Annotated in this window: 20 protein-coding genes, 1 tRNA gene and 2 pseudogenes; 11 read left to right on the forward strand and 12 right to left on the reverse strand. The window is 74.1% G+C overall.

The window, feature by feature from the left end; genetic code table 11:
* A pseudogene (locus AVW11_RS39140) lies at positions 1-365 on the forward strand (hypothetical protein); the annotation flags it as partial.
* 17 nt (positions 366-382) lie between these two features.
* On the opposite strand, the gene AVW11_RS27930 reads toward AVW11_RS39140, so the two are convergent.
* The 3 genes from AVW11_RS27930 to AVW11_RS38650 all read right to left on the reverse strand — a co-directional run bounded on the left by AVW11_RS27930 (position 383) and on the right by AVW11_RS38650 (position 2,344).
* Positions 383-946, reverse strand: coding sequence for a CbrC family protein (locus tag AVW11_RS27930; RefSeq protein ID WP_030855917.1), 564 nt, complete (start codon positions 944-946; stop codon positions 383-385).
* A gap of 89 nt (positions 947-1,035) precedes the next feature.
* Positions 1,036-1,653, reverse strand: a complete 618-nt coding sequence (locus AVW11_RS39355; protein WP_420856410.1) for a transposase — start codon at positions 1,651-1,653, stop codon at positions 1,036-1,038.
* A gap of 40 nt (positions 1,654-1,693) precedes the next feature.
* The gene (locus AVW11_RS38650; protein ID WP_240528282.1) at positions 1,694-2,344 is read right to left on the reverse strand and encodes an IS110 family transposase; all 651 of its coding nucleotides are present in this window, start codon (positions 2,342-2,344) and stop codon (positions 1,694-1,696) included.
* 234 nt (positions 2,345-2,578) lie between these two features.
* Between AVW11_RS38650 and AVW11_RS27940 the strand changes: the two genes are divergently transcribed.
* Positions 2,579-2,935 (forward strand): DUF5713 family protein, encoded by a 357-nt coding sequence (locus AVW11_RS27940; protein WP_076046391.1) that lies wholly within the window; start codon positions 2,579-2,581, stop codon positions 2,933-2,935.
* Between the two features lie 162 nt (positions 2,936-3,097).
* Here AVW11_RS27940 and AVW11_RS27945 read toward each other — a convergent pair whose 3' ends face one another.
* The 4 genes from AVW11_RS27945 to AVW11_RS27960 all read right to left on the reverse strand — a co-directional run bounded on the left by AVW11_RS27945 (position 3,098) and on the right by AVW11_RS27960 (position 7,038).
* A complete protein-coding gene (locus AVW11_RS27945; RefSeq protein WP_420856408.1) occupies positions 3,098-3,757 on the reverse strand; it encodes a transposase in 660 nt (219 codons plus the stop codon).
* A 468-nt stretch (positions 3,758-4,225) separates the two neighbouring features.
* Positions 4,226-4,777 carry a GNAT family N-acetyltransferase gene (locus AVW11_RS27950; protein WP_420856409.1) on the reverse strand — a complete coding sequence of 184 codons (552 nt, stop codon included), beginning with the start codon at positions 4,775-4,777 and terminating at the stop codon, positions 4,226-4,228.
* A gap of 228 nt (positions 4,778-5,005) precedes the next feature.
* Positions 5,006-5,218, reverse strand: a complete 213-nt coding sequence (locus tag AVW11_RS27955) for a hypothetical protein (RefSeq protein ID WP_030855906.1) — start codon at positions 5,216-5,218, stop codon at positions 5,006-5,008.
* Positions 5,219-6,051: 833 nt separating this feature from the next.
* Complete coding sequence (locus AVW11_RS27960; RefSeq protein WP_076046392.1) at positions 6,052-7,038, reverse strand: MsnO8 family LLM class oxidoreductase; 987 nt, start codon at positions 7,036-7,038, stop codon at positions 6,052-6,054.
* Between the two features lie 290 nt (positions 7,039-7,328).
* Between AVW11_RS27960 and AVW11_RS27965 the strand changes: the two genes are divergently transcribed.
* On the forward strand, positions 7,329-7,727 hold the full coding sequence (locus AVW11_RS27965; RefSeq protein ID WP_076046380.1) for a hypothetical protein: 399 nt from the start codon (positions 7,329-7,331) through the stop codon (positions 7,725-7,727).
* 478 nt (positions 7,728-8,205) lie between these two features.
* A complete protein-coding gene (locus AVW11_RS38655; RefSeq protein WP_076046381.1) occupies positions 8,206-8,982 on the forward strand; it encodes a hypothetical protein in 777 nt (258 codons plus the stop codon).
* Between the two features lie 635 nt (positions 8,983-9,617).
* Here the strand turns inward: AVW11_RS38655 and AVW11_RS27980 are convergent.
* A complete protein-coding gene (locus AVW11_RS27980; protein WP_079250820.1) occupies positions 9,618-11,249 on the reverse strand; it encodes an alpha/beta fold hydrolase in 1,632 nt (543 codons plus the stop codon).
* 939 nt (positions 11,250-12,188) lie between these two features.
* Here AVW11_RS27980 and AVW11_RS27985 point away from each other — a divergent pair.
* Together AVW11_RS27985 and AVW11_RS27990 are read left to right on the forward strand one after the other, a co-directional pair.
* Entirely contained in the window at positions 12,189-13,073 is an 885-nt protein-coding gene (locus AVW11_RS27985; RefSeq protein WP_079250821.1) for a YqjF family protein, read from the forward strand.
* Positions 13,074-13,597: 524 nt separating this feature from the next.
* Positions 13,598-14,146 carry a hypothetical protein gene (locus AVW11_RS27990; protein WP_076046383.1) on the forward strand — a complete coding sequence of 183 codons (549 nt, stop codon included), beginning with the start codon at positions 13,598-13,600 and terminating at the stop codon, positions 14,144-14,146.
* Between the two features lie 41 nt (positions 14,147-14,187).
* Here the strand turns inward: AVW11_RS27990 and AVW11_RS27995 are convergent, their stop codons facing one another.
* Positions 14,188-14,730, reverse strand: coding sequence for an NUDIX domain-containing protein (locus AVW11_RS27995; RefSeq protein ID WP_060180973.1), 543 nt, complete (start codon positions 14,728-14,730; stop codon positions 14,188-14,190).
* 187 nt (positions 14,731-14,917) lie between these two features.
* Between AVW11_RS27995 and AVW11_RS38660 the strand changes: the two are divergent.
* The 4 genes and pseudogenes from AVW11_RS38660 to AVW11_RS28010 all read left to right on the forward strand — a co-directional run.
* Positions 14,918-15,309: pseudogene (locus tag AVW11_RS38660) on the forward strand (SWIM zinc finger family protein); the annotation flags it as partial.
* Positions 15,310-15,662: 353 nt separating this feature from the next.
* Positions 15,663-16,103: a hypothetical protein gene (locus AVW11_RS37530; protein WP_076046384.1), complete on the forward strand. Its 441-nt coding sequence runs from the start codon at positions 15,663-15,665 to the stop codon at positions 16,101-16,103.
* Between the two features lie 5 nt (positions 16,104-16,108).
* Positions 16,109-16,933, forward strand: coding sequence for a MerR family transcriptional regulator (locus tag AVW11_RS28005; RefSeq protein ID WP_030855887.1), 825 nt, complete (start codon positions 16,109-16,111; stop codon positions 16,931-16,933).
* Between the two features lie 1,009 nt (positions 16,934-17,942).
* Entirely contained in the window at positions 17,943-18,413 is a 471-nt protein-coding gene (locus AVW11_RS28010) for a hypothetical protein (RefSeq protein ID WP_060180971.1), read from the forward strand.
* A 157-nt stretch (positions 18,414-18,570) separates the two neighbouring features.
* Here the strand turns inward: AVW11_RS28010 and AVW11_RS28015 are convergent.
* The 3 genes from AVW11_RS28015 to AVW11_RS37220 form a co-directional block, all read right to left on the reverse strand.
* Positions 18,571-18,645: transfer RNA gene (locus tag AVW11_RS28015), tRNA-Trp, on the reverse strand.
* Positions 18,646-18,692: 47 nt separating this feature from the next.
* Entirely contained in the window at positions 18,693-19,601 is a 909-nt protein-coding gene (gene puuE, locus AVW11_RS28020; RefSeq protein ID WP_076046385.1) for an allantoinase PuuE, read from the reverse strand.
* Positions 19,602-19,672: 71 nt separating this feature from the next.
* A complete protein-coding gene (locus AVW11_RS37220) occupies positions 19,673-19,864 on the reverse strand; it encodes a hypothetical protein (RefSeq protein WP_143568913.1) in 192 nt (63 codons plus the stop codon).
* 1,325 nt (positions 19,865-21,189) lie between these two features.
* Between AVW11_RS37220 and AVW11_RS28025 the strand changes: the two genes are divergently transcribed.
* Positions 21,190-21,594, forward strand: a complete 405-nt coding sequence (locus tag AVW11_RS28025; RefSeq protein ID WP_030856276.1) for an aggregation-promoting factor C-terminal-like domain-containing protein — start codon at positions 21,190-21,192, stop codon at positions 21,592-21,594.
* The last annotated feature ends 719 nt before the right edge of the window (positions 21,595-22,313 follow it).

A 22,313-nucleotide genomic window follows, 5' to 3' on the forward strand; every position in this document is an offset into this window, starting at 1 on the left:
TGACGCCGTGCGCCGATCCACCGGGGATTACGGGACAGCCCTTAAGCTTCGGGACTCGCGGGCCGCTGACCGCCGGACATGGATCGTCCTGGCCGCACACGCTCAACTTCGCCTCGCCTGCCCTCTCGCACGCGATCTGCGCCGCCCATGGGAGCGGCCAGCGGAACCGAACAGACTGACCCCCGCCCGGGTCCGTCGCGGGCTCAAAAGCCTGCACGCGAAGACGGGTACGCCAGCCGGTGCACCAAAACCCACACGTCCCCGGCCCCGGCCGCCCGCGCGGCTCAAAGAATCAGCAGCCCGCCACCCGCTACGACATGGGGCGGGTCCTCGCCACCGGCGAGTCCTACACCCGGCACCAATAGGCTGCTCGGGTCGCAGGTCAGCCGATGTCCCAGGATGCCAGGCGTGTGTCGCAATGCAAGCAGCGGAACAAGTAGGCGGTCGGCTCTCCAGCCCGGTCCAGTGACCGCAGGAACTGTTCGGTTTCTGGCGGCGTCCAGCCATAGCGCTCGTGATGTTTACGGAGCATGGCTAGAGCCTCTGGGTGGGCCTCAAGCTCGCGATATCCGGCAGGGCCGAGAAAGGCCGCGCCATCGCCGCAGTGGTACAGCCAGGACTCCTGCTGCCAACCGGCAAAGCCGGGAGTGCGTCGGGTGATCTCTTCGACGACCGACAGAGGCACGTCGTCGGGTACGTCAACGGCATCACTGAACACGGCAGGCATGTCGAAGTCCTCATCGCCTCCGCCTGCAATGCCCAGGGCACTCGACGCTGCCCCGGAGTGGATGCAGTGCAGGCAGAGGGAATCAGGTTGCTGACCGTAGATGGGGCCTTGATAGCGGATCTGTCGGTGCATGCCACAGACGCTGCAGACATGGTCGGTGCGCAACGCGGACCCGGAAGCCAGCGGATCAGGGTGGTATCGGAAGGTCGGCTCTGCCACGGGACCATCGTGTCAACCAGCAACGAACGCCGGCGAAGAGGGTAACCGTCTGCCACGTGATGCAGCGCAGCCTCACCTCACGCGAAGAGTCAGAGGTTAAACGGCAGGGTTAGGGCCTGTTGTGAAAGTCCTGGCCGCGTGAGGTCTGCCGTCCATGGGGGCGTCGTTGATGCTCCTATTGCTGTCAAGCGGCTTGGAGCCAGTCGCGGTAGGCGTGGGTGAGGTCGTCGTCCCTGCTGAGCCCTCTTTCGAGTCTGGAGATTGGCGGTTGGCCAGACGCCGAAGTGCTGGGCGACGGTGGTGAGGGTGATGTTCTTGGCCTGCCGCATGGGCCGTAGGTCGGTTGTGCCTGGGATGGTGACCGTGGTGGTCAGGCAGCGGAAGATCTCCCGGGCGATGGCCCGTTTCAACAGCCGGATGATCTCTTTCTTCGTCCGTCCGGCGGCGGTCTGTCGTGCGACGTATTCGCGGGTGCGGGAGTCGCTGGACATGCGGACCAGGGCGATTCGGTAGAGCGCGGCGTTGGCCGTGCGATCGCCGCCTCGTGAGAGGCGGTGACGGTTGGTCCTGCCGCTGGAGGCGGGGACCGGGGCGGCTCCGCAGAGGGCCGCGAAGGACGACTCGGTCCGCATCCGTTCGGGGTTGCCGCCCGCGGTGATCAGCAGTTGTGCGGCGGTGTCGGGGCCGACGCCGTAGGCGGCTCGCAGGCCGGGGTTTGCGTGGTGACTTCGGCATCCAGGGCCCGCGTCAGCGCCTCGTGCTCGGCGGTGAGCTCCTTGACGCGCCGGGCGAGGCTTTCAGCGCGGTCAGGACAGCGGTGTGCAGGGCGTCGCCGGCCGGCCGCAGCCGGGCCAGGGCCTCGGTGCGTTCGGTGCTCTTGAGCCGCCCGTATTTCACGCGGATCGCCTCCGGAGCGGTGACGAGGACCTGGCCGATCTGGTTGAGTGCGGCGGTGCGGGCCTTGACGGCCGAGGGGGCGGTGTTGTGCAGGGCGCGTATCCCCGCGACCGTGTCGTCCTTGGGGGAACTGGTGGCGCGTCCGGACAGGGCGGCGCGGGCGGCGGCGTAGGCGTCGATCGGGTCGGACTTGCCGGTGCGGCGACGTTCGGCCCTGTCGGGGCGGTTGACCTCGATGACCTGGTGCCCGCGGGAGCGGGCGGTCCGGGGGAAGCCGGCTCCGTAGGACGAGGTGCCTTCCACACCGATCGCGATCACGTGTCCGTGGGCGGTCAGGAAGGCCAGGGCCGCCGCGTATCCGGCGGCGGTGGTGGCGAACTCCGCATCCGCGAGATGGCCTCCGTTGTCGCTGATCACAGCGACGTGGACGGTGTCGGCGTGGGAATCGACCCCGCCGAACACGTCGCGGTCCCCGGTGTCCGCCGCAACCTCTGATGTCATGCTGACACTGCCCTCCCAGCCGAAGGTAGGCGCCGGCCGGGTGGCGCAGACAGGACATTGAAGGGGCTTCTGACCAAGCTCCTATCAGGTCATGTTCCGCCCGGCCGCAGCCATGAGAACAGGTCCCGGCAGCCGGACAGAACAACGCGAAGACAGCCCAGCAGGGCGTCAGTCAGTGGGTGGGCCACGACCACCGGAACCTGAGTATCAGCATCAATGTCAGTGGTGCTGTGCATGATCGGCGCGTCAGCTTTTCGCGGAGGTAGGGAAGTGCGGGGACACGCGTTCCTGCGGCAGATGTACGACGACTCGTACTTCCCTGATCACGTGGTCGACCAGGGGAAGGCGATCCTGCTGCGGCTGTGCGAGCGCATCGAGGCCGAGCGGCCGTCGGACCTGGAGAGCTTGTGTGCATTCACCCAGGCTGCGACGGAGGAGTTCAATCTGCTGGACGGGGAGTTCGTGGCGGCCGGGAGCGAGATCGAGACGGTGGCGCGGGAGTGGATCTGTGACGAGTTCTGCTTCGTCGCGTCGGCATACGGGTTCACGCAAGCGGATGTGGAAAAGCTGACCGCCGGCCGGGACTGGTGAACCAGGCGGGAGGGCTATCTCCGCTCAAAGCCACTCGTTGATGGCCGCGACGAGAACGGTCGCCTCGTAGCGGACAGCGAGCTTGTCGTCCCGGGTGGCGACGGCGCGGTGTCTTTTGAGGCGGTTGATCCCGCACTCGAGCGTGACGTTCGCGGGAGTCGGCTAGGTCGAAGTACGGCGGCCGGCCGCCGCTGGAGCCGAGCTTTTGGCGATTGCGGGCCTGGTCGGCCTTGTCCGGGATGGTGCAGCGGATTCCGCGGCGGCGCAGGTAGCACGGTTTCTGCGGGAGGCGGACGCATGGCCGGCCCGGACGAGGCGCGGCACGCGGACCTTTTCCCGCACCGGTTCGAACTGCGGCGGGTCCCCGCGCTGTCCTGCCGTGACCACGATCGACATGGGCTTCTGACCTTGCTCGACGGCCAGGCGGAGCTTGGTGGTGAACCCGCCGCGCGACCCTCCCAGCCCGTGATCCTGACCCTTCCTTCGGTCCCGGCCGCATGCTGATGGGCGCGGCAGACTGTGGAGTAGACACTCAGGTCCCAGACGATCGCGCCTTTCGCGTCGGCGAAGGACTGAAGAATCCGCTGCCAGGTCCGTTCCGCTGCCACCGGCCGAACAGGTCGTAGACCCGGCCCAGGGCCCGTACTCGACGCAGATGTCCCGCCACGGAACTCCGGTCCGGACACGGAACCGTATGCCGTCGATCAGCCGCCGCCGAGGCCAGTGGGGTGGCCGCCCCACCCTGGCACCCCTCGGCACCAACGGCTTCAGCACCGCCCCTACTCGTCCGTGAGATCTCCCCGACTCATGAACCGTGATCATCCATAGCCCCAAGATCTGCTTTCGACACACGGCCCAGCCGGAACCCCGGCCGAGCCAGCCGATTCGGAACCCCCTGCCGGGCCGGCAACCCCACGCTCCAAGGACACCCACACCCCCCACCCCGCCTCGCGGCCCGCCCCGGCCCCCGGCCGAGGCCAAGACGGCCGAAAGCTCCCGCGCCCGCCATCACGGCGCGCCCCACCGGCCCACCCGGCTGCGTCGAAGCCCCGGGGACCGCGCGGCCTGCCGTGCTCCTCCCGCCTGTCCACGGCAGGCCGCCCCCCGCTCGGCGCGCCCCCGGGGGCCGCCCGCCCGTTCCCCACCCGGTCCGCCCGGGACGCGACGCCCGCGGGGTCCTTCGGCGCCGGGCACCGGCAACCGGCAGCCCCGCGACGGCTCACCGCCCCGGCCGCGCCCCGGCCGGGGCCGGCAGGCGGCGCGCCCGGCGCCCGGGCGCCCGGTGCGGCCTCAGCCGGCGGACGCCCGCCGCGGCCGCACCGGCGGCGGTGCGGCGTCGGTCGCCAGCCGGGCGTGCAGTTCGACGTCGTAGCGGACACCGTCGTACTCGAGCTTGCGGCGCTGGACCCCCTCGACCGCGAAGCCCGCAGCCCGCGCCACCCGGCACGACGCCGGGTTGTTGACCCGATGGCCCAGCTCCAACCGGAACAGGCCGGCGTCCTCGAAGGCCCAGGCGGCCACCGCCCGGCAGCCGCCCGACGCGACGCCCCGCCCGCGGGCCGCCGCCCCCGTCCAGTACGACACCCACCCCGTCCGGTGACGCGGGTCGACGGCGCCGACCGCCACGTTCCCCAGCACCGCGCCCGCACCGTCGACGACCGCGAAGGCGTACGAGGATCCCGCGTCCCACTGCCCCGCCCGGGCCGCCAGCCACCGCCGCGCCGCCGACAGGGTCGCGACCGGCTCAGCAGCCTGCCGCGCCATCTCCGGATCGGCGAACGCCGCCAGTACCGCCCCGGCGTCCGCCGGCGACCAGCGCCGCAGCCCAAGCCCCGGGGACACTTCCAGACGATCACGCACCCGACGCAGTCTTCCCCAGCCCCGCGCCCACCCGCCAGCCCGATACCCGCCCGGCCCGGTTCCTGCTCCGGCCCGGCCGGCCCGCCGGCCCCCACGCGTCCGGTCCCGCACCCGCCCGGCCCGCACCCGCCCGGCCCGCACCCGCCCGGCCGAACCGACCCGCCGACCGCCCGCCGGCTCCACCGGCCCGATCCCGGCGGGGCGGCCGGATCAGGCCTCGCGGTCCATCACCCGGCGGGCCGCCTCCGCCTCCGCCGCAGGCGGGGAGAGCTCGTCGAGGGTGTCGAGCTCGTCGTCCGAGCCCAGCTCCTCCTCCCACGCGGCCGCCAGCCGCTCCTGCTCCTCGCGCGGCCGGCCCGCCACGGCCTCCCGCCGTTGCGGCTCCAGAGCCGCCAGGAAACGCCCGACCGCGTCCGCCGTCATGCCGTGCTCCTACCTTGCTGTGGGACAGAGGGGCAGAGGGCGCCGACCGCCAGACCGCGCCCGGCCCAGCATCGCCAACCCGGCCCGCACCACCGGCCCGACACGGCACGCCGCCACCCGAATGCACGCGCACCCTGCGCCCCCGCACCCGCGCCCCAAGCACGGCACGGGCACGGGCACAGACCCGGGCACGGGGGCGGGGCGGGGGCGGGCGCAGACACGGGTGCGGCGTGCCGCGGCCCGCCCGGCCGTGACACGCCGCCCCCGCCCCCCGTCAGCTGTCAGCCGGCGGTCACCGGCCCCGTCGGGGCGGCCGCGCCGACCAGGGTGCCGGCGGCCAGGAGGGTCGCGACGGCGCGGCGGGTGGCCAGGGAAGCGGACACGGAGGCTGGCCCCCTTCGACTTCAACGGGACGGCGGCCCCGACCGACAGCACACGCACACACGGGTGCCTACCGGTCTGGCCTGAAACAGTTCCCGGCGTCTGGCCGAGGAGCCACACTCTGACCCCCGCCGACACCCGGAAACCGCCCACCCACCCCCCCGGTTTCCCAATCCGGACAGGTCCGCGACTCTCCCTTGGGGTGGACAACCGTCACACCCGGATGGACGCCCCGGACACGGCACTTCACCGCCAACCGATGACACGCCCGCCCGGCCGCACCTCCCCACCTCCGCCCCCGGCCCCGGAAGCGCCCCCACCCCGGACGCGGCCCGCCCCGCCGCGCCGAACGGATTCAAGGCCCCGTAACAGCCGCTCCCGCCACCCCTACGCACACACCCGCGAAAACGATTCCGCGTGTACGGGAAAACAGCCCCCGCCCCGCCCCGCCCCTACGGCGCCGTCGCCGCCCCCCAGTACTTCCTGACCAGCTCGTAGGAAGCGACCCGCTCGCGCAGGTCGTATACGGGCGTCGCCAGCATCAGCTCATCCGCCCCGGTCTCACCGGCCAACTGCGCCAGCCGCGCCACCACCGCCTCGGGCGCCCCCACCGCCTGCTGCGCACGGAAACCGTCCAGCGCCCGCCGCTCCTGCTCCGTGAAAACATGCGCGGCCGCCTGCGCGGGCGTGGGGAACGGCGTCTGGCTCAGCCCCTGCAGGAGCCCGGCCTTGACGACGTTCATCGGACCCGCCCGCCACACGGCCTCCTCCTGGGTCTGCGCGCACACCGTCTCCACGCACAGCAGCACCCGGGGCCGCTCGCACCAGCGGGACGGGGTGAACGCCGCCCGGTAACCCTCCACGGCCGCAAGGGTGTTGTCCGGACGGATGTGGTGCGCGATCGCGACCGGCAGGCCGAGGGCCGCGGCGAGAGCGGCCCCCGCGGCACTGGACGCCAGCAGCCACGGCTCCGGCAGCGGACCGAGCGCGACCTCCTCCACCAGCAACGACAGGATCGCGGCCACATCCTGCCGGTACTCCGCGTCCGACGCCGGCCCGGCACCGCGGCGCAGCGCCCGGGCGATGGCCTCGTCGAAGGTGCCCGGACCCCGGCCGATGCCCAGGTCGATGCGGTCCTCGTGCAGGGCGGCCAGCGTCCCGAACTGTTCCGCCAGCGTGATCGGCGCATGGTTGGGAGCCAGCACCCCGCCCGAACCCACACGGATCACCGAGGTCGAGGCGGCCGCGTGCGCCGTCAGCACGACCGGCGGGAACGCGCCGATCGCGGGGGAGTGGTGATGCTCGGCGTACCAGAGGCGGCGGTAGCCCAGCCGCTCCATCTCCCGAGCGAAAGCCGCGGTGTCCCGCAGGGTGTCCACGGCGCGGGTGCCTGTCTGCACCATCGCGACTTCCAGCGCTGAAAGAGGTATGTCGAGCATCCCGTCAGCATAGGGATCACCCGCCCCGACGACGCCCCCGATGATCGTTTTCACGCCACCGCGGACAAGGCGGGCCCGACAGCTTCAGTTCCGGTTGCACCACCTCCGCGCAAACGTCAAGCCACGAATTTCCGGAACGTGACCGGTATCGCGGTGAAGAGGCCTACTGGATATGCGGCCCCACCGAAAAGGAAACGAGGCCGCAGACGCAGCGGGAACAATTCCCGCATCGCGGAGGCCACGAACCTTTCGGAACCTGCTCAGGATCCGATTTCGATCAGGAGAAAACCATGAACCGTAAGCTCGAGACGTCTGAGTCCAACCGCCGCAAGCGCCGGTTCCGCCTCGCGACCGCCGTCGCGGCCGCCGCGATCGCCGGCGGGGTCCTCATCCCCTCGTCCTCCGCGATGGCGGCCCCCACCATGTCGGTGGAGAGCGTCGCCAGCCACAACAAGCACGACCACAAGAAGCACGACGGCAACCACCACGGCAAGAAGAAGAAGCGCAACAAGCCCGGCAACACCCAGGGTGGTACGCAGGGTGGCGGCTCCGGGAACACCCAGGGTGGTACGCAGGGTGGCGGCTCCGGGAACACCCAGGGTGGTACGCAGGGCGGTGGCTCCGGCAACACCCAGGGCGGTACCCAGGGCGGCGGCTCCGGGAACACCCAGGGTGGTACCCAGGGTTGACCAGGCCGGTCGATAAGCGCATCGCCTCGCAGAGGTTGCCTCTGCGAGGCGATGCCGTCCCCTTCAGCCGTTGCCGCCCCGACCACCTCGGGACGGCAACGGCTGACCCGTGCCGTCCAAGCCCCACCCGCGCCCGGAACCCGAAAGAGGGGCCGTTTCCCAACCCCCGCCGGCCCTGCACCCGGCCCGGCGGGCGAGGAAACACCGACGAACGAGCCCGGTCCACCCCGCAAGCGGCAGCGGCCACGCCCTGCCGCAGGCAGCGGAAACCCGCCACCACCAGCCGAAATACGGCCACCCATCCGGATCTGAACTTGTCAAGCCCCGAATCTCCGTTGCTTTCTCCCCGCGCCCGCAAACGGCAATCTGGAGACAGATAAACCGCTCGGCCATCAGACGGAACTGAGATACCGGACAAGCCGAATCCCCGGCTCGTGAGAATCTCGGAAATCCGGGTCGACCATTAAAGGAGATTCAAATGTCGAGGAAGAAGCGCGTCGCCAACATTGCCGGTCTGTCCTGTGTCACCGCGATACTCGCCGGAACGGCGGGAGTGGCATTCGCTTCCCAGGCCTCCGCACTCCCGGCCGCAGCCCCTGCGGCGGTGTGCAGCCTGAAGAACGGGGAGATCCGCGGCAACGGCTTCGTCCTCAAGCAGAGCTACGACGTCAAGCGTGACGGGAAGACCATCGCCCGCGTCGCCGCCGGACCGAAGGGCGACATCCGGGTCGGAATCACCGGCGGCGGTCCGGTCTCCGTAGGCACCGTCCGGTGCGCGCCGACCGGCCCCGCCTCGGTCTCCACGAAGACCGACGTGGCAGCGGCAACGGCACGAGGCACGGCCGCGGCCCAGCAGGCGGCGCGCGGCGGAGCTTCCAAGGCGCAGGCAGCCGCCATCGGCCGACAGGCAGCGGCTTCGGAAGCGAAGAAGCTCGGACTGGCGCCCGCTGTGGTCAACCAGGTGACGAACAACGTGACGAACATCGTCAACAACACGATCATCGGCGGCTCGAACAACACCATCGGCGGCACCCAGGTCGGCAACGGCAACACCCAGGGCGGAACCCAGGGCGCCGGCAACGGCAACACCCAGGGTGGTACGCAGGGCGGTGGCACTGGCAACACCCAGGGTGGTACGCAGGGCGGTGGCACTGGCAACACCCAGGGCGGCACGCAGGGTGGCGGCACTGGGAACACCCAGGGCGGCACCCAGGGCGGCGGCTCCGGCAACACCCAGGGCGGGACCCAGGGCTGATCAGCAATCAGCATCAGAGCATCAGAAGCCGAAACAGTCGGCAATCGCGGTCGAGTGCAACACCTCGCAGAGGCAACCTCTGCGAGGTGTTGCCGCATGTCCGGCCGTCCGCCCGGCGGTCATCGACGTCGGCCCGGTCCGCAGCGAGCGCGACCTCCACGAGGCCCTCAAGCGGGAATGCGGCTTCCCTGCGTTCTACGGCATGAACCCGGACGCGTTTGTGGGATGCGATCACCGGCCTTGTCGCCATGCCCGCACGCCTGCGGTTCACCGGCTGGGCCGATCCGGAGCTGCGGGGGAGAACCGTCGGCCGCGGACTTCACCGTCGTCCACGACGCCGGTACGCCACGTTCCACGAACCGCCCCAGCCGCCCCACGAGCCCGCCCCCGTAAGGCCCGCCCCGGTAAGGCGCCCCGCAGGGGTCGGCAGGCCGCGAGCCGGTGTCCTGCGGGGGCGGCGGGTGTCGGCCGACCGGCCCCGGGTAGGCGGACGGGTGCGGGGTGCGGTCCTGGCCCTCATGGCTGCGACGGGGACCGCATCCCGCCCGCCCGCCCGGCCCCCGCCCCACGCCCGACGCCCCGCCCCACGCCCTCGTCCTCATGCCGCCTCCGGCGGGCCCGCCCGGGTGCTCGGCTCAGCGCAGTACGGGGATCACATCGCGCGTCTCGTCGACCTCGAGGCCCGCGGTGCGCCGCCCGACCGGTTCCGGGGGTGCCTCGTCCGCGCAGACGGTGCCCCGCGCCGGCAGCGCCAGCGTCGCGAGGTAGCCGGTGGCCAGGGCGCTGACGCATGCGCTGCGGTTGTAGGCGGTGTGCCCCTCGGCGGCGAAGGTCAGCAGCCGGCCGTTCTCCAGCGTCCCGGCGAGGGCCACGGCGTCCTGGTAGGGGGTGTCGGGATCCCCGGTCGTCCCCAGCACCAGGATCGGGGCGGAACCCGCCGCCCGGTAGGAGCCCTCGTAGCGGCTCGGCCGGTCCGCCTGCCACTGCGCGCACGCCGACGCGTGGTTGTGGTCGTAGGCGGGCGGCCCGAGACCGATCGGGGGACCCAGCAGCGGAGCCGACGCGGCGTGCGCGCCGACCAGCGCACCCAGCAGCAGCCGGCCGGCCGGGTAGACGCGGTCGGCGCACTCCACGGCCGTGTTCACCGTCAGGAAGTCGAAGGACGCCGGCGACGGCGGGGACAGCAGGAACGAGGCCTGGCGGGCCTGCGCCGCCCGCAGCGCCTCGCCCAGGTAGGGCCAGATCTCCTGGCCCGCGTTGATGGCGAACATCAGACGGTAGGCCAGGGTGTAGCCGGTGGCCGGACGCCCGCTCGCGGTGATGACCGGGTCGGCGTCCAGCGCCCGCTTCAGCTCGGCGAAGGCCTGCCGCGGCCGGCCCCCGCCGAACCCGCAGACGGCCGCGCTGCCCGCGCACCAGTCCAGGAACCGGCCGACCGCCGCGTCCAGCGCCGCGAACTGCGCGGCGTCGGAGGCGTGCGGCACCTGCGCGTACAGGCGCGGGTCGTAGGCCCCGTCCAGGACCATCGCCCGCACCCGCCGCGGGAACTGCGCCGCGTAGACGGTGCCGACGTAGCTGCCGAAGGAACGGCCGTAGAAGGACAGCGTCTCCTCGCCCAGCGCCTGGCGCAGCAGGTCGATGTCCCGGGCGTTGTAGCCGGTGCCGACGAACGGCACGAGGGAGCCGGAGCGCTGCCGGCAGGCGGCCGCGAAGTCGGCGCCCTGCCCGACGGCGCCGCGCACGGCCCCCGGGCCGGGCACGCCGCGCGCCGCGTCGACGGCGGCCGCGTACTCCTTGTCGTCCCAGCACTCCACCTGGCCGCTGCGCGCCACCCCCCGCATGTCGTAGCCGACGACGTCGAAGGAGTCGCGGAGGGCGGCGGGCAGGGCGGCGTGGCTGTTGCGGGCGAAGTCCACACCGGAGTTGCCCGGCCCGCCCGGGTGCAGCAGCAGCACACCGGTGCGGCGGGCCGGGTCCGCCGCGGCCCGCCGGGTGACGGCGAGAGGGATCGTGGGGCCGGCCGGCCGACGGTGGTCCAGCGGTACGCGGGCGGTCGCGCATTCGAAGCCGTCCCGCGGGCCGGTGCAGGGGCCCCAGGACAGGACGGGCACGGGCGGGGCGGCGGCTCCGGCGCGGGACACCGCGGTCGCGGGCGCCGTGGCGGCGGCCCGGGGCGCGGCCCCCGCCAGTGCGGTGACCGCGGTCAGGACGAGGGCCGTCGCCCCCACCACGCGCCCGGCCGGGGCGACGGCGGAACGGGTCTGCATGCTGCGAACCTCCGTGACGGGCGTCGCGAACGGCCGCAAACCTAGCCGCCCGCCCCGCGCCCGTCGTCCCGGCAGGAGTTGGTCCCGCCTTACACCCAGGAGGTGAGGCCCGGCCCCGCGCCCGGCCGCCGAGCGGCCCTCCGGCGGTCCTGCCCGGCGGTCGGGGCCCGCCGGTTCCCGGGAAAGGCGCACCGGTTCCGGCGAGCACCCGAACCGCCCAGGAGCACGGCACGACGTTGCGCACGACCGCTACGGCCGCACGGGTCGCCCTGGCGGACCCGGCGGGCCCGGCCGACCTGGCGGCCGCCAGGTCGCCGGCCGCCGCCTCCGCGACCCCTGCCCCCGCCGGCCGCTGCCTCGCCGGCCCCTGCCCACACCGGCCGCCGCCCCCGCCGGCCCCGCCCACGCGGCCACTGCCCCGCCGCCCTCACCGACCCCCTGCCCTCGTCGGCCGCCGCCCCCGCCGCCCTCACCGGCCGGCCCTCACCGGGCCCGCCCTCATCGGCCGCCCCCGCCGCCCACGCCGACGCCGCCCACGCCAGCCCGCCCACGCCGCCTCCGCTCCCGCCCTCACCGGCCGCCCCGGACACCACCACTGGCCGGGCCTGCGGGCAGGGCCCGCGACGCGGAGCACGCCGCACCCCGCAGCGACCCGGTGCGAGCGACCCGGTGCGCCCTGGTGCCCTGGTGCGACCGGCCGCGCCCTGATGCCGGAGCCGAGGCCGGCGTTTCCGGCAGCACCGCCCGGGCACGACCCACCCCCGAGGCCCGGCCCGTGACCGCCGGCAGCCGGGCGGAAATCCCCCACCCCGCGGAAGGGGAGGAGGCCGGGGAAGCCGAGTCCTGCCCCGCCCCCCGCGCCGTACGCGGTTCCCCCGCCGCCGGCATCCGCCCGCGGCGGGGGGACCGCGGCCCAACACCCTGCGGGATACTGACGCGATGCCGCCCACGCCGCCCGCCGAGCCCGCAGAACAGTCACCTGGACCGCCCGGGCCCGCAGGGCAGTCACCCGGGCCGTCCGGGGCCGCGCAGCGATCCACGCCGCCCGCCGAGCCTGCCGAGCAGCCCGCCGGGCCGGCCGCGTCCGCCTCGCCGGTATCGTTCGATCCGCCCCTTCCCGCCCACGCGGAGAGGCTCCTGCTCACCCAGTCCTGGCTCGACCTGACCTTCCTGCACTGGCCCGCCGACCCCGCAGACGTCGCCCCGCTGCTCCCGGCCGGCACCACCCCGGACACCCTGGACGGCCTCACCTACGTCGGCCTCGTCGCGTTCCGCATGCACCGGGTCGGCTGGCTGCGCCTCCCCGGCTTCCCCTACCTGGGCTCGTTCCCCGAGACCAACGTCCGCCTCTACTCCGTCGACGCCCACGGCCGCCGCGGCGTGGTCTTCCGCTCCCTCGACGCCTCCCGCCTCCTCCCGGTCCTCGTCGCCCGCACCGCGTTCCGCCTCCCGTACGTGTGGTCGCACATGTCGGTCCGCCGCGACGGCCCCACCCTCACCTACACCAGCCGCCGGCGCTGGCCCGGCCCCCGCGGCGCGCACAGCACGCTCACCGTGCGGACCGGGGAACGCATCGCGGAGCCGACCGCCCTCGAACACTTCCTGACTGCCCGCTGGGGCATGCACAGCGACTTCCGCGGCCGACTGCTGTACCTGCCCAACAGCCACCCGCGGTGGCCGCTGCACCGCGCCGAACTCCTCGGCTGCGACGAGGACCTGGTGGCCGCCGCCGGCCTGCCCGCGCCCGCCGGCCCGCCCGTGAGCGTGCTGTACTCCCCGGGAGTCCCCGTACGGTTCACCCGCCCGCCCCGCCGACCGAACTGACCGCACCCACCCGCCCCGACGGGCCCGCCGGCCGAACTGACCGCCGAACTGACCGCACCCGCCCGCCCCGACGGGCCCGGTGCGAGGGTGCCCGGCGGGAAAGGAAGGGGCCCGCCGGGTCGGGCGCCGGACCCGGCCGCAGCGGGACCGCCGCAAGACCGGCACCCGACCACCCCCGGACCGCACCCCGGACCGCACCCCGGACCGCACCCCGACCGCACCCCGGACCGCACCCCGACCGCACCCCGGGCGCACCGTCCCTCTCCCGCACCCGTTCCTGTCCGGCGGACGGCCGGACGGGTACGCGCCATTGACAGAGCCCGCGGGCACATGCGACAAAGACCGAAGACCCCAGGTCCGAGGCCGCGCGATGTCCGTTTCTCCGCTGCCCGGCGCCGCAACCGCAGACGCCGCCCGGGACGACAGCCCGCGGGGTCCACCCCGCCGCGATCGGCACCGCGTCGGTGCGGCCGACCGCGACCGACCCACCCGGAACACGACGATCGGACCCCGACTTGACCCTCATGCCCGGATCCCGCGTGCCCGGCCGGACCTGGACGGTCCGGCTCACCGGCCACGCCGATCACAGCGCCTCCGTCACCTGCAGCACCGAAGCCTGCCGCATGCCGCCCCGTTCGAAGGACACCGCGGCCCTGAAGCGGTTCGCCGCCGAACACGTCCGCGCCCACGCCCGGCTGGCCACCGTACGCCCCGACACCGCCTGCGCCTGCCGGGCCGCGCAGTGCTCGCTCCACGAGGCCCGCACCCAGTGCACCGGCTCCACCCTCCTGGTCCTGGTCCACAACCCGGCCGTGGGACAGGTCTGGACGCTCGCCGAGATCTGCCAGTCCTGCGCGCCGCTCATCGCGCACACCGCCATCCTCGGCCGCTCCCAGCCCCAGGACCGTCAGGGCCGTCAGGGCCCGCCCGCCTCGGTCCCCGCGCCCGCCACCGCACCGGCGGCCGTCCCGGTGCCCGTCGCGGGCGGGTTCTCCTCACCGCAGGCCGCCCCGGAGGCCCCCGCCGCCCGCCGCCGCCCGCGCCGCCCCGCCCACCCGCGCCGGACCCCCTGACCCACCGTCTCGCACTCTCCCGCGCCGTCCCGCGCCGGCCGTCACACCCACGTGTAGTTGTCGTCCGTGACAGCGGCCAAGGCCGCGTCGCCGGTCGCCGCGCGGGGGTCGGGCAGCGCGGCGAGAGCGGCACCGATGGGCGGGAAGAGCGGGAGCCCGGCGGTACGGCGGTAGTCGATCCACTCGATCACGCCGACCTCGTGGCTCCCGTCGGGCTGTTCGTCCCACTCCTCCTCGGCGAGGACGGCGCGCACCTCGGGGGTGATGTGCAGGCGGTGGATCAGGTGGAGCTTGCGCGGCGGCGGTGTGGGGCCGGGTCGGGTGACGCGCTGGTCGACCACCCACAGCAGGTCGCCGCCCTCGGCGAGGCCGACGTCCAGGCCGAGTTCCTCGGCGAGCTCCCGGCGCAGGGCGCAGGCGAGGTCCTCGCCGTCCTCGACGTTCCCGCCGGGCGGACTGTAGTGGGTGGAGCCCGCCCGGTCGCGGCGGATGAGCGCGACCTCGTCGCCGCAGAACACCAGGGCCGCGGTGCGGATCCTGATACGGGAGAACGGGACCGCCGGCGCCGGGGGAGTGGATGCCATGCCGGCCAGTGTCCCACCCGCCAACTGGCGAACCGTCAGCGTCGTCGGGAGTCGCCCCTGCGTCTGCGCCCATGTTCCGATCCATCCAGACACCCGCCCACGCACACACCCGTGCGCCCTCACCACCGAAGGGCGGGACCGGGGCCTCCCGGTACCGGGCCTCCCGGTACCGGAGACCTCTGGCGGGCTGACCCCGGTGGGCCGAAACCCACCCGCAGCTCTTCGCCGGGTTCCTGAGCCCGCCTCAGGCCGCCGCCCGGCGCTCGGCGCCTGCTCGCCGTCGCGGACATCGCCGCCGCCCGCTCCTACCAGCTCCGGCGCCCCCTGCGGGCCTCCTCCGACCCGGTCGTCGCGGCCGGCGGCGACCGGCTGCGCTTGGAGTCCTTCCCCGGCTGCTGCGGGGTCCACGCCCGGCTCGACGTACTCCCCGAAGGCCTCGACAGCGCCGACACCGGCCACGGCACCACCCCCGTCGACGTCAACAACCCGCTGCGCGAAGTGTCCCGGCTCGGCGGCGAGGAACCCCTTCACCGGCCGGGACCGCCCTCGACCTCCCGGTCCGCCACGCCACCAGGCCCCCGCCGCCCTGGCCGCCGCACGGCTCCCGGCCCTCGCCGACCGCCCCCGGGCCCGCCGGGGGCCCGGCCACCCCCGGCCACACCGACCCCGGCCATCTCTCAGACCCGAACTCCCTTCCGCCCCCGGCCACACCGCCCCTCCGACCCGAACTCCTCGCCGCGGCCGCCGACTGCGTGGAGCACTGCGGCCCCCACCGGCCCGCGGCCGCCCGCCAGGGCATCTCCCCACCGGCCACCCAGGCCTGAGCCTCGTAACGGCCGCCGCCGGATAGTCCGCGCGTCCCCCAACGCCCGCCCCGCCACCGGCGCGGTCCGGGCAGGGGCCGGGGCCGGGGGCGATGAGATCCTGCACCGGTGGACCTCAACGGCAAGCACCGGCGGACCCGGACACCCAACTTCCCGGCGCTCCTCGCCCCCGACCTCCCCGACCGGCAGGCCTGGCCGGGCGGGCGCCGACTCGCCGTGCAAACCGCCGCCGAAGAGGCCGAGCCCGCCCGCAGCATCGCCGAAGGCCTCACCGGCCGCGCGGTCCTCACCCCCGGACACCCGCACCCCCTCCGGGCCATCGCCCGCCGCCGCACCGCCCACCCCGACGCCACCGCCCGCACCGCCCGGTGGGCCGACTCCCCGGCCGCCGACCCCTCCTACAACGACCTCCGCCCCCTCGCCCGCGGCTTCCTCCGCACCCTCCCCGAAGACCTGCGCCCCGGCCCGTGCCGCGCACCGTCCCCCGACCCCCCGGTGACTGCTGAACCCGCCCGGTTGACCCTGACCCTGGGGGAGAGGGGAGCGTAGCGGCCATGGAGGAAGAAGCACTGCTCAGCATCGGCGCGTTCGCCCGCCGGGCCCGGCTGTCGCACAAGGCCCTGCGGCTCTACGACCGCCACGGCCTGCTGCCGCCCGACCACGTCGACGCCGTCACCGGCTACCGCTACTACCGGCAGGACCGGCTCGCCGCCGCCCGCCTGATCGTGCGGCTGCGCGGACTGGACATGCCGCTGGCCGACGTCGCCGCCGTCCTGGCCGCCCCCGCCCCGGAGGCGGCCCGGCTGGTGGCCGAGTACTGGGACGGCGTCGAGCGCCGCCACGCGGCACGGCGCGAGCTGGCGGCGCACCTCCGTATCCACCTGCTCGGAGACGAAGGGACCACGGACATGTACGAGATCCAGGAGCGCGAGGTGCCGCAGCAGCTGGTCCTCACGGAACAGCGACACATCACCCCGGAAGAGCTGCCCGACTGGATCCCCGCCGCCCTGGGCCGGCTGGCCGCGGTGGCACAGGCGCACGGGGGCTTCTTCGGCGACCCGTTCGTCGTCTACCACGGGGAGGTCAACGAGGACAGCGACGGCCCCGTGGAACTCTGCGTCCCGGTGGACCCGGCCCGCGCCGGCCGCCTCCCGGCGGCCTCCCGCACCGAACCGGCCCACACCCAGGCCTACACCCGCCTGACCAAGGCGCAGACGGCCTACCCGCAGATCCTCTCCGCCTACGACGCGGTCCACGCGTGGGCACAGCGCGAGGCCCGCACCACGGCGGCGGCGCCCCGCGAGGTCTACTTCGCGGACTGGTCCGAGATCGGCCCGACCGACCCGGCCTGCGACATCGCCGTCCCCCTGGCCGACTGACCGACCCGGCCTCCCCGCCCCCGCCGCGCCCTCCCGCCCCCGTGAGCCGTACGGGGGCGCAGGGCGCGTCGTACCCACGCCGCGTACCGCCGCGCCCGGCCTACGCCGCGCCCGCGCGTCCACCGGCTGCGGGGAGGAGCCGGGCGGGGAGTGCCTCCTGGCCCGGTTCCGGTCGCGGTACCGCGCCCCCGCCCCCACCGGCACGGCCGCCCCGGCCCCGTACAGGGGGCAGCCACAGGGTCGGCGTGGACGCCAGGCAGTCGGCGACGGCCTACTCCCGCCGGCTCTCCTGCGCGTACACCGGCGCGGCGGCGTCGCTGCCGACCGGCAGCGCCGCCGCCGCGGCCCGCGTGCGGGGATGACCTCGTAGCGGCCGATGCCCTCGCAGGCGCTGCGGGTGCCCGGCATCGGGAACAGCCACTTCCAGCGCTGCAGCACGGGAGCCACCGCGATCGCCGCGCACAGGCCCACGACCGGCGCGTACGCGACCGGCGCGCGCATGTACGCGGTGCGGATGCCGGGCCGCCAGGTCGGCCGCACCTGGAAGGCGAAGACCACCGCGAAGAGCGTCCCCCCGATGTACGGGGCGAACCACTGCAAGGAACCCTGGGCGAGCGCGAACGTCAGCACGCCGGCGAGCCCGAGACCGATGACCCCGGCCCGCCCGGCGGTGTCCTCGCCCGCTCCCGTGGACGCGGGCCTGCGGCCTCGTGGAGGACCAGGGGCGTTCACGGGCCCTCCTGCCCTCCCGCAAGGGTCGCCCGACATCGCCACCAGCATCCGCCGTGCGCCGCCGCGAGGGCCCGAGCCATGCCGGGGGCGGGGCCGGCGGGGACCGGAAGAGGGCCTTCGTAGGGGGAGCCACGCCGCCTGTCACCCGCCTGTGACAGTCGGCGGACAGCTTCATGAAGTCCGGAAGCCACTCTTTTAACCAGAGAACAAACCAGACATTTCCCCCCAAGTCCTCTGGGCCTGATCTTCCCCCCACTTCTCATCTGGAGTCATTCTCATGTTCCGCACCACCTCCCGGAAGCAGCGTTTCGCGATGTACGCCGTCTCGGCCGCGATCGTCGGAGGGGGCGTGCTGGTTCCCACCAGCGCTTTCGCCGCCCCGGCAACAGCCGGTACGACCTCGGTCGCTGCCCCCACGAGCGGTCACGAGAGCAAGAACGACAACAAGAAGGAGAAGTGGGAGAACAAGAACAAGAAGCACGGCAAGGACAAGAAGCACGAGAAGAACAAGAAGAACAAGAAGCACCAGGGCAAGAAGAACAAGGTCCGCGACGTGGAGAACATGCCGGGCTGCAAGTTCTACCAGGGCAAGGTCTACTGCGAGCACAAGCCCGACAAGCCCGCCCCGGCCCCCAACCCGGCCCCGCCGGCGCCGCCGAAGCCCGACACCAAGCCCCCGGCCCCGAACGCGGACCCGGTCGTCATGGACAAGGAGAACCCCGACAAGGTCCAGACCCCCGCGGCATAGCCCACGACATCCGCAAGACCGCGGCCGATCAGCCCGCCCGGCCCCTGCAGGCCCCCTCACCGGGGTCGGCGGGGGCTCCGCGGCGGCCGCGGGCAGCCCCGACTAGCAGGCGCAGCGGACGTGGGCGGTCGCCGGAGGACCCAGCGGGCGAGGCGGGCGGAGCCGACCGGATTCGAACCGGCGTCCTCACGGTTTTGGAGACCGCGCGCGACGACCTCTGCGCTACGGCCCCGCCCGCCCGGCATCCTAGGCCGTGTCCGCGGCGCACGCGCCCGCCTGTCAGACCGAGGGCGGGTGCGTGGCCAGCCAGTGCCGTGCGATCTCCTCCCGCGTGGCGACCCACGCCCCGCCCCGCTGCGCGACGTGCCTGAGGAACCCGTCGAGCGCGCGGATCCGCCCGGGCCGCCCGATGATCCGGCAGTGCAGGCCGACGCTCATCATGCGCGGCCGGTCCGCGCCCTCGGCGCGGAGCGCCTCGAACGTGTCGACGAGGTAGGCGAGCATGTCGTCCGCGGTCGTGAAGCCGTGGACGATCAGGAACTTGAAGTCGTTGGCGTCGAGGCTGTACGGCACCACCAGGTGCGGGCGGCCGCCCGCCTCGACATAGAACGGCAGGTCGTCCGAGTAGTCGTCGCTGTCGTAGAGGAAGCCGCCCTCCCCGGCGACCAGCCGCCGCGTGTTCGCACTGGTCCGGCCGGTGTACCAGCCCACCGGCCGGCGCCCCACGAGCCGCCCGATCACCCCGGCCGTGCGCGCGATGTCGGCCCGCTCGACCTCCTCGGGCACGTGCCGGTAGTCGATCCAGCGCCAGCCGTGGCCCGCCACCTCCCAGCCGGCGGCGCCCATCGCGCGCGCCGCGTCGGGGTTGCGCTCCAGGGCCTGCCCCACCGCGTGGACGGTCAGCGGCGCACCGTGCGCCGCCAGCGTGCGGTGGACGCGCCAGAAACCGGCGCGCGAGCCGTAGGCGAACATCGACTCCACGTTCAGGTCCCGCCCGCCCGTCACGGGCGGCGCACCCACGATCTCGTGGAGGTACCCCTCCGAGGCGCGGTCGCCCTCCAGGACGTTCTGCTCCCCGCCCTCCTCGTAGTTCAGCACGAGGCTGACGGCGACGCGGGCACCCCCGGGCCACGCCGCACGCGGCGGCTCGGCGCCGTACCCGGCGAGATCACGCTGCTGCTCGGACACGGCCCGCACCCTACCGCCGCCGCCCCGCCCCCGCTGCGCACACGCGCCCGGCCGGGCCCGGCGGACACGACCTACCGGTACAGCTTGTTCACCGCGGTCCACAGCGTCTTCTTCCAGGCGTTCACGGGCGGCTCGCCCCAGTAGCTCGACCACAGGACCAGCGTCACGGTGTCCCCGTCGCGGCCCACACCCCACGGACGGTTGAAGTGGGGGCGCTCCTGGGCCTCCGCGTCGAAGGTGTGCATGCCCTGGAGGGGTGGCACCCTCCTCCACGTCCACCACCCCGTGGTCGTAGACCGGTCGCGGTCACCCCGGGCGGCTGCGGCCGGTCCGCGCAGCCGGCGTCGTCGCGCCGGGTCGCCTCCGCGAACGCGGCCGCCTCGGCCTCCCTCCTGCTGGGCGAAGGCGGTCTCCGTGGTGTTCACCTCGGGCCGCCCCTCCGGCCACCCCTCCAGACACCGGCCGGAGGCGTCGCCCCACCCCCGCGCGATCGTCGCGGCCCGCCAGGACTCGGTCGCGGGCAGGTCGGAGGGGTACAGGCCCCCCGGCCGCGGCCGCCACGGGTCGGCGCCCGCGCACGCACCCTTGTGCGTACTGCCATGGCCCGCTTCCCCCGCGCGCGTCTCGGTCACGTGCCCCCAGCCTGCGGCGTCCCCGCCCCCGCCCCCGAAGCGGGACTGGACCACCCGCCCTGAACGACCAGGGCCGGCCGCACCCCGCGGCTCCCGCCGGGCCCGCTGCGCCCGGTACGCGCTGCGCGGAGGCCCGTACCTGCTGCCGGTCCCGGCCGGCCTCGGCGGCTTCATGTCCGCCGCCGTCACCCTCCGGCAGGGCCCGGGCCCGGGTGCGGGAGGGGTGACTGCGTGTCCCTGGTGCTGTGCCGATGGCCCTGGCCCTTCTTCGGAGCCTTCCCGGCCGGGCCGCGCCTGGTCGCCCGCTTCGGCGGCCGCGGCGTCATGACCACCGCCCGGTAGTCCGCCCTCGCCCTCGAACGTCGCCGCCCCCGCCCCGGTCCCGTCGGCCGGCCCGCGCCGGGCGGCACACGTGCGGGTGCAGCTCGCCCTGATCGCGCTGATCGGCCTGCGCCGGCCTCCTGTGCGCTGACCCGCTCCCGCCCGGGGATCGGCCGCCGGCGACGCCCGCACCCCGGCCAGGCAGGAAGACAGCCCCAGGCTGCTCATTTCCTTCGAATCCACCGCAATACGGACATTCATCCCGGGTCCTCGAAGGGGTACATTCGGTGACTCTCGGTGAAATTCGGGCGCCCTGGGGGTGAGCCGCCCCATAGGACTCACGTCACACACGAGGCGCGATAGTAGACCTCCAGGGCCCCGCCGGGACCCCTCCCATCCGGCTCCCACCTGCGCGAACCTCCTCCGGCCCACCACGGGGCCGGTGGCCCCCGACTGCGAAGCCCCCTAGTAACGGCGGTCGTTGCCAGGGCGGTGGGGCGTCTGTAGAACTGGATGAGTCGCCGGGCGGCACGGGTCCTCACCCGCCGCCGACGAACCCCTCTCCCTCGCGTGAGTGGCTCACGCATGTCTTCGGCATGCCGCGACCGCCCTTGTCCCCTTCGGAAGGTTCCTCCGTGTCCAACCCCGTCATCCGCCGCATCGCCGCTTCCAAGAAGACCCTCGTGGGTTCCGTCCTCGCCCTGGGCGTCGCCGGTTCCATGCTCGCCGCGGTCCCCGCCCAGGCGGCCCCGACGAGCGCCAAGGCGATCGCCCAGCAGATGATCAAGGACCCGGCGCAGTTCGCGGCGTTCAACAACATCGTCTCCCGCGAGAGCGGCTGGAACCACACCGCCACGAACGCCTCCTCCGGCGCCTACGGCCTGGTCCAGGCCCTGCCGGCCTCGAAGATGGCCTCCGCGGGCGCCGACTGGAAGACCAACCCGGCCACCCAGATCAAGTGGGGCCTGGACTACATGAACGAGCGCTACGGCAGCCCCGTCGGCGCCTGGAACTTCTGGCAGGCCAACCACTGGTACTAAGCCGCCAGCGGGCAGCCCACACACGAGAAGACGCCCGGCCGGGACCTCCCGGCCGGGCGTCTTTCGCGTTACGGGGGCAACCGACCGGCGCGCAGTTCCGGATGCCCGGTGAGGCCGCAGACACCGAGGAACGAGAACGAGAACGCGGACATCGAGGCCGCGGACGCCGACGCCGACGCCCGCGGCCCCGCCGCACCCCTCCTGCCCCTCCCGCCGCGGCCACCCGGCCGCTGTTCACCGAATGCCCGCACGCCCTCACCACCCAGCTGTTCCACGAGGTGCGGCGCCGGGACCGGCAGCGCATCGACGTCCCGCTCGCGCCGATCGCCGAGCCGGCTGAGCGGTGCCGGCCGCAGGGCCGGCGTGCTCAGGCGTCCGGCGGTCATGTGCGGGCCGCCTGGGGGAGGGGGAGGGCGTTGCGGTGAACGAAAGACGAGGGGCCACGACCGGCGGTGTCCTGCGAAGCGCCTTCCGTCGGACGGGCGCCGCCGTGTGCGCCGTCCTGCCGTCTCCTGTCCCACCCGGCGGCGACGGGCAACCTTGCCTGCTCGCCCACGCCATCACTGCGACATCGCGGCCCGGCCCGGCTCGGCCCTGGCCGCCGTGACGGCCCTCCTGGCCTCGGCTTCGTCAGGGCCGAGGGGCTCGCCGCAGACGGTGGTGCGCCCTGCCGGTGGTCCTGGCCCTGGCCGCGCTCCTGCGCCTGACCCTCCGCGCGC

It is taken from the genome of Streptomyces amritsarensis (assembly GCF_001953875.1).
GTDB lineage: Bacteria > Actinomycetota > Actinomycetes > Streptomycetales > Streptomycetaceae > Streptomyces > Streptomyces amritsarensis.

What these genes read in the sequence shown, in the direction of transcription:
- AVW11_RS27990 (WP_076046383.1), top strand. Translation starts at nt 13,598, where the DNA reads ATGCCCGGATCCCGCGTGCCCGGCCGGACCTGGACGGTCCGGCTCACC.
- AVW11_RS38655 (WP_076046381.1), top strand. Translation starts at nt 8,206, where the DNA reads ATGTCGAGGAAGAAGCGCGTCGCCAACATTGCCGGTCTGTCCTGTGTC.
- AVW11_RS38650 (WP_240528282.1), bottom strand. Translation starts at nt 2,344, where the DNA reads ATGACATCAGAGGTTGCGGCGGACACCGGGGACCGCGACGTGTTCGGC.
- AVW11_RS27940 (WP_076046391.1), top strand. Translation starts at nt 2,579, where the DNA reads ATGATCGGCGCGTCAGCTTTTCGCGGAGGTAGGGAAGTGCGGGGACAC.
- AVW11_RS28010 (WP_060180971.1), top strand. Translation starts at nt 17,943, where the DNA reads ATGTTCCGCACCACCTCCCGGAAGCAGCGTTTCGCGATGTACGCCGTC.
- AVW11_RS27995 (WP_060180973.1), bottom strand. Translation starts at nt 14,730, where the DNA reads ATGGCATCCACTCCCCCGGCGCCGGCGGTCCCGTTCTCCCGTATCAGG.
- AVW11_RS27965 (WP_076046380.1), top strand. Translation starts at nt 7,329, where the DNA reads ATGAACCGTAAGCTCGAGACGTCTGAGTCCAACCGCCGCAAGCGCCGG.
- AVW11_RS27960 (WP_076046392.1), bottom strand. Translation starts at nt 7,038, where the DNA reads ATGCTCGACATACCTCTTTCAGCGCTGGAAGTCGCGATGGTGCAGACA.
- AVW11_RS27980 (WP_079250820.1), bottom strand. Translation starts at nt 11,249, where the DNA reads ATGCAGACCCGTTCCGCCGTCGCCCCGGCCGGGCGCGTGGTGGGGGCG.
- AVW11_RS28005 (WP_030855887.1), top strand. Translation starts at nt 16,109, where the DNA reads ATGGAGGAAGAAGCACTGCTCAGCATCGGCGCGTTCGCCCGCCGGGCC.
- AVW11_RS27945 (WP_420856408.1), bottom strand. Translation starts at nt 3,757, where the DNA reads ATGATCACGGTTCATGAGTCGGGGAGATCTCACGGACGAGTAGGGGCG.
- AVW11_RS27985 (WP_079250821.1), top strand. Translation starts at nt 12,189, where the DNA reads ATGCCGCCCACGCCGCCCGCCGAGCCCGCAGAACAGTCACCTGGACCG.
- AVW11_RS27955 (WP_030855906.1), bottom strand. Translation starts at nt 5,218, where the DNA reads ATGACGGCGGACGCGGTCGGGCGTTTCCTGGCGGCTCTGGAGCCGCAA.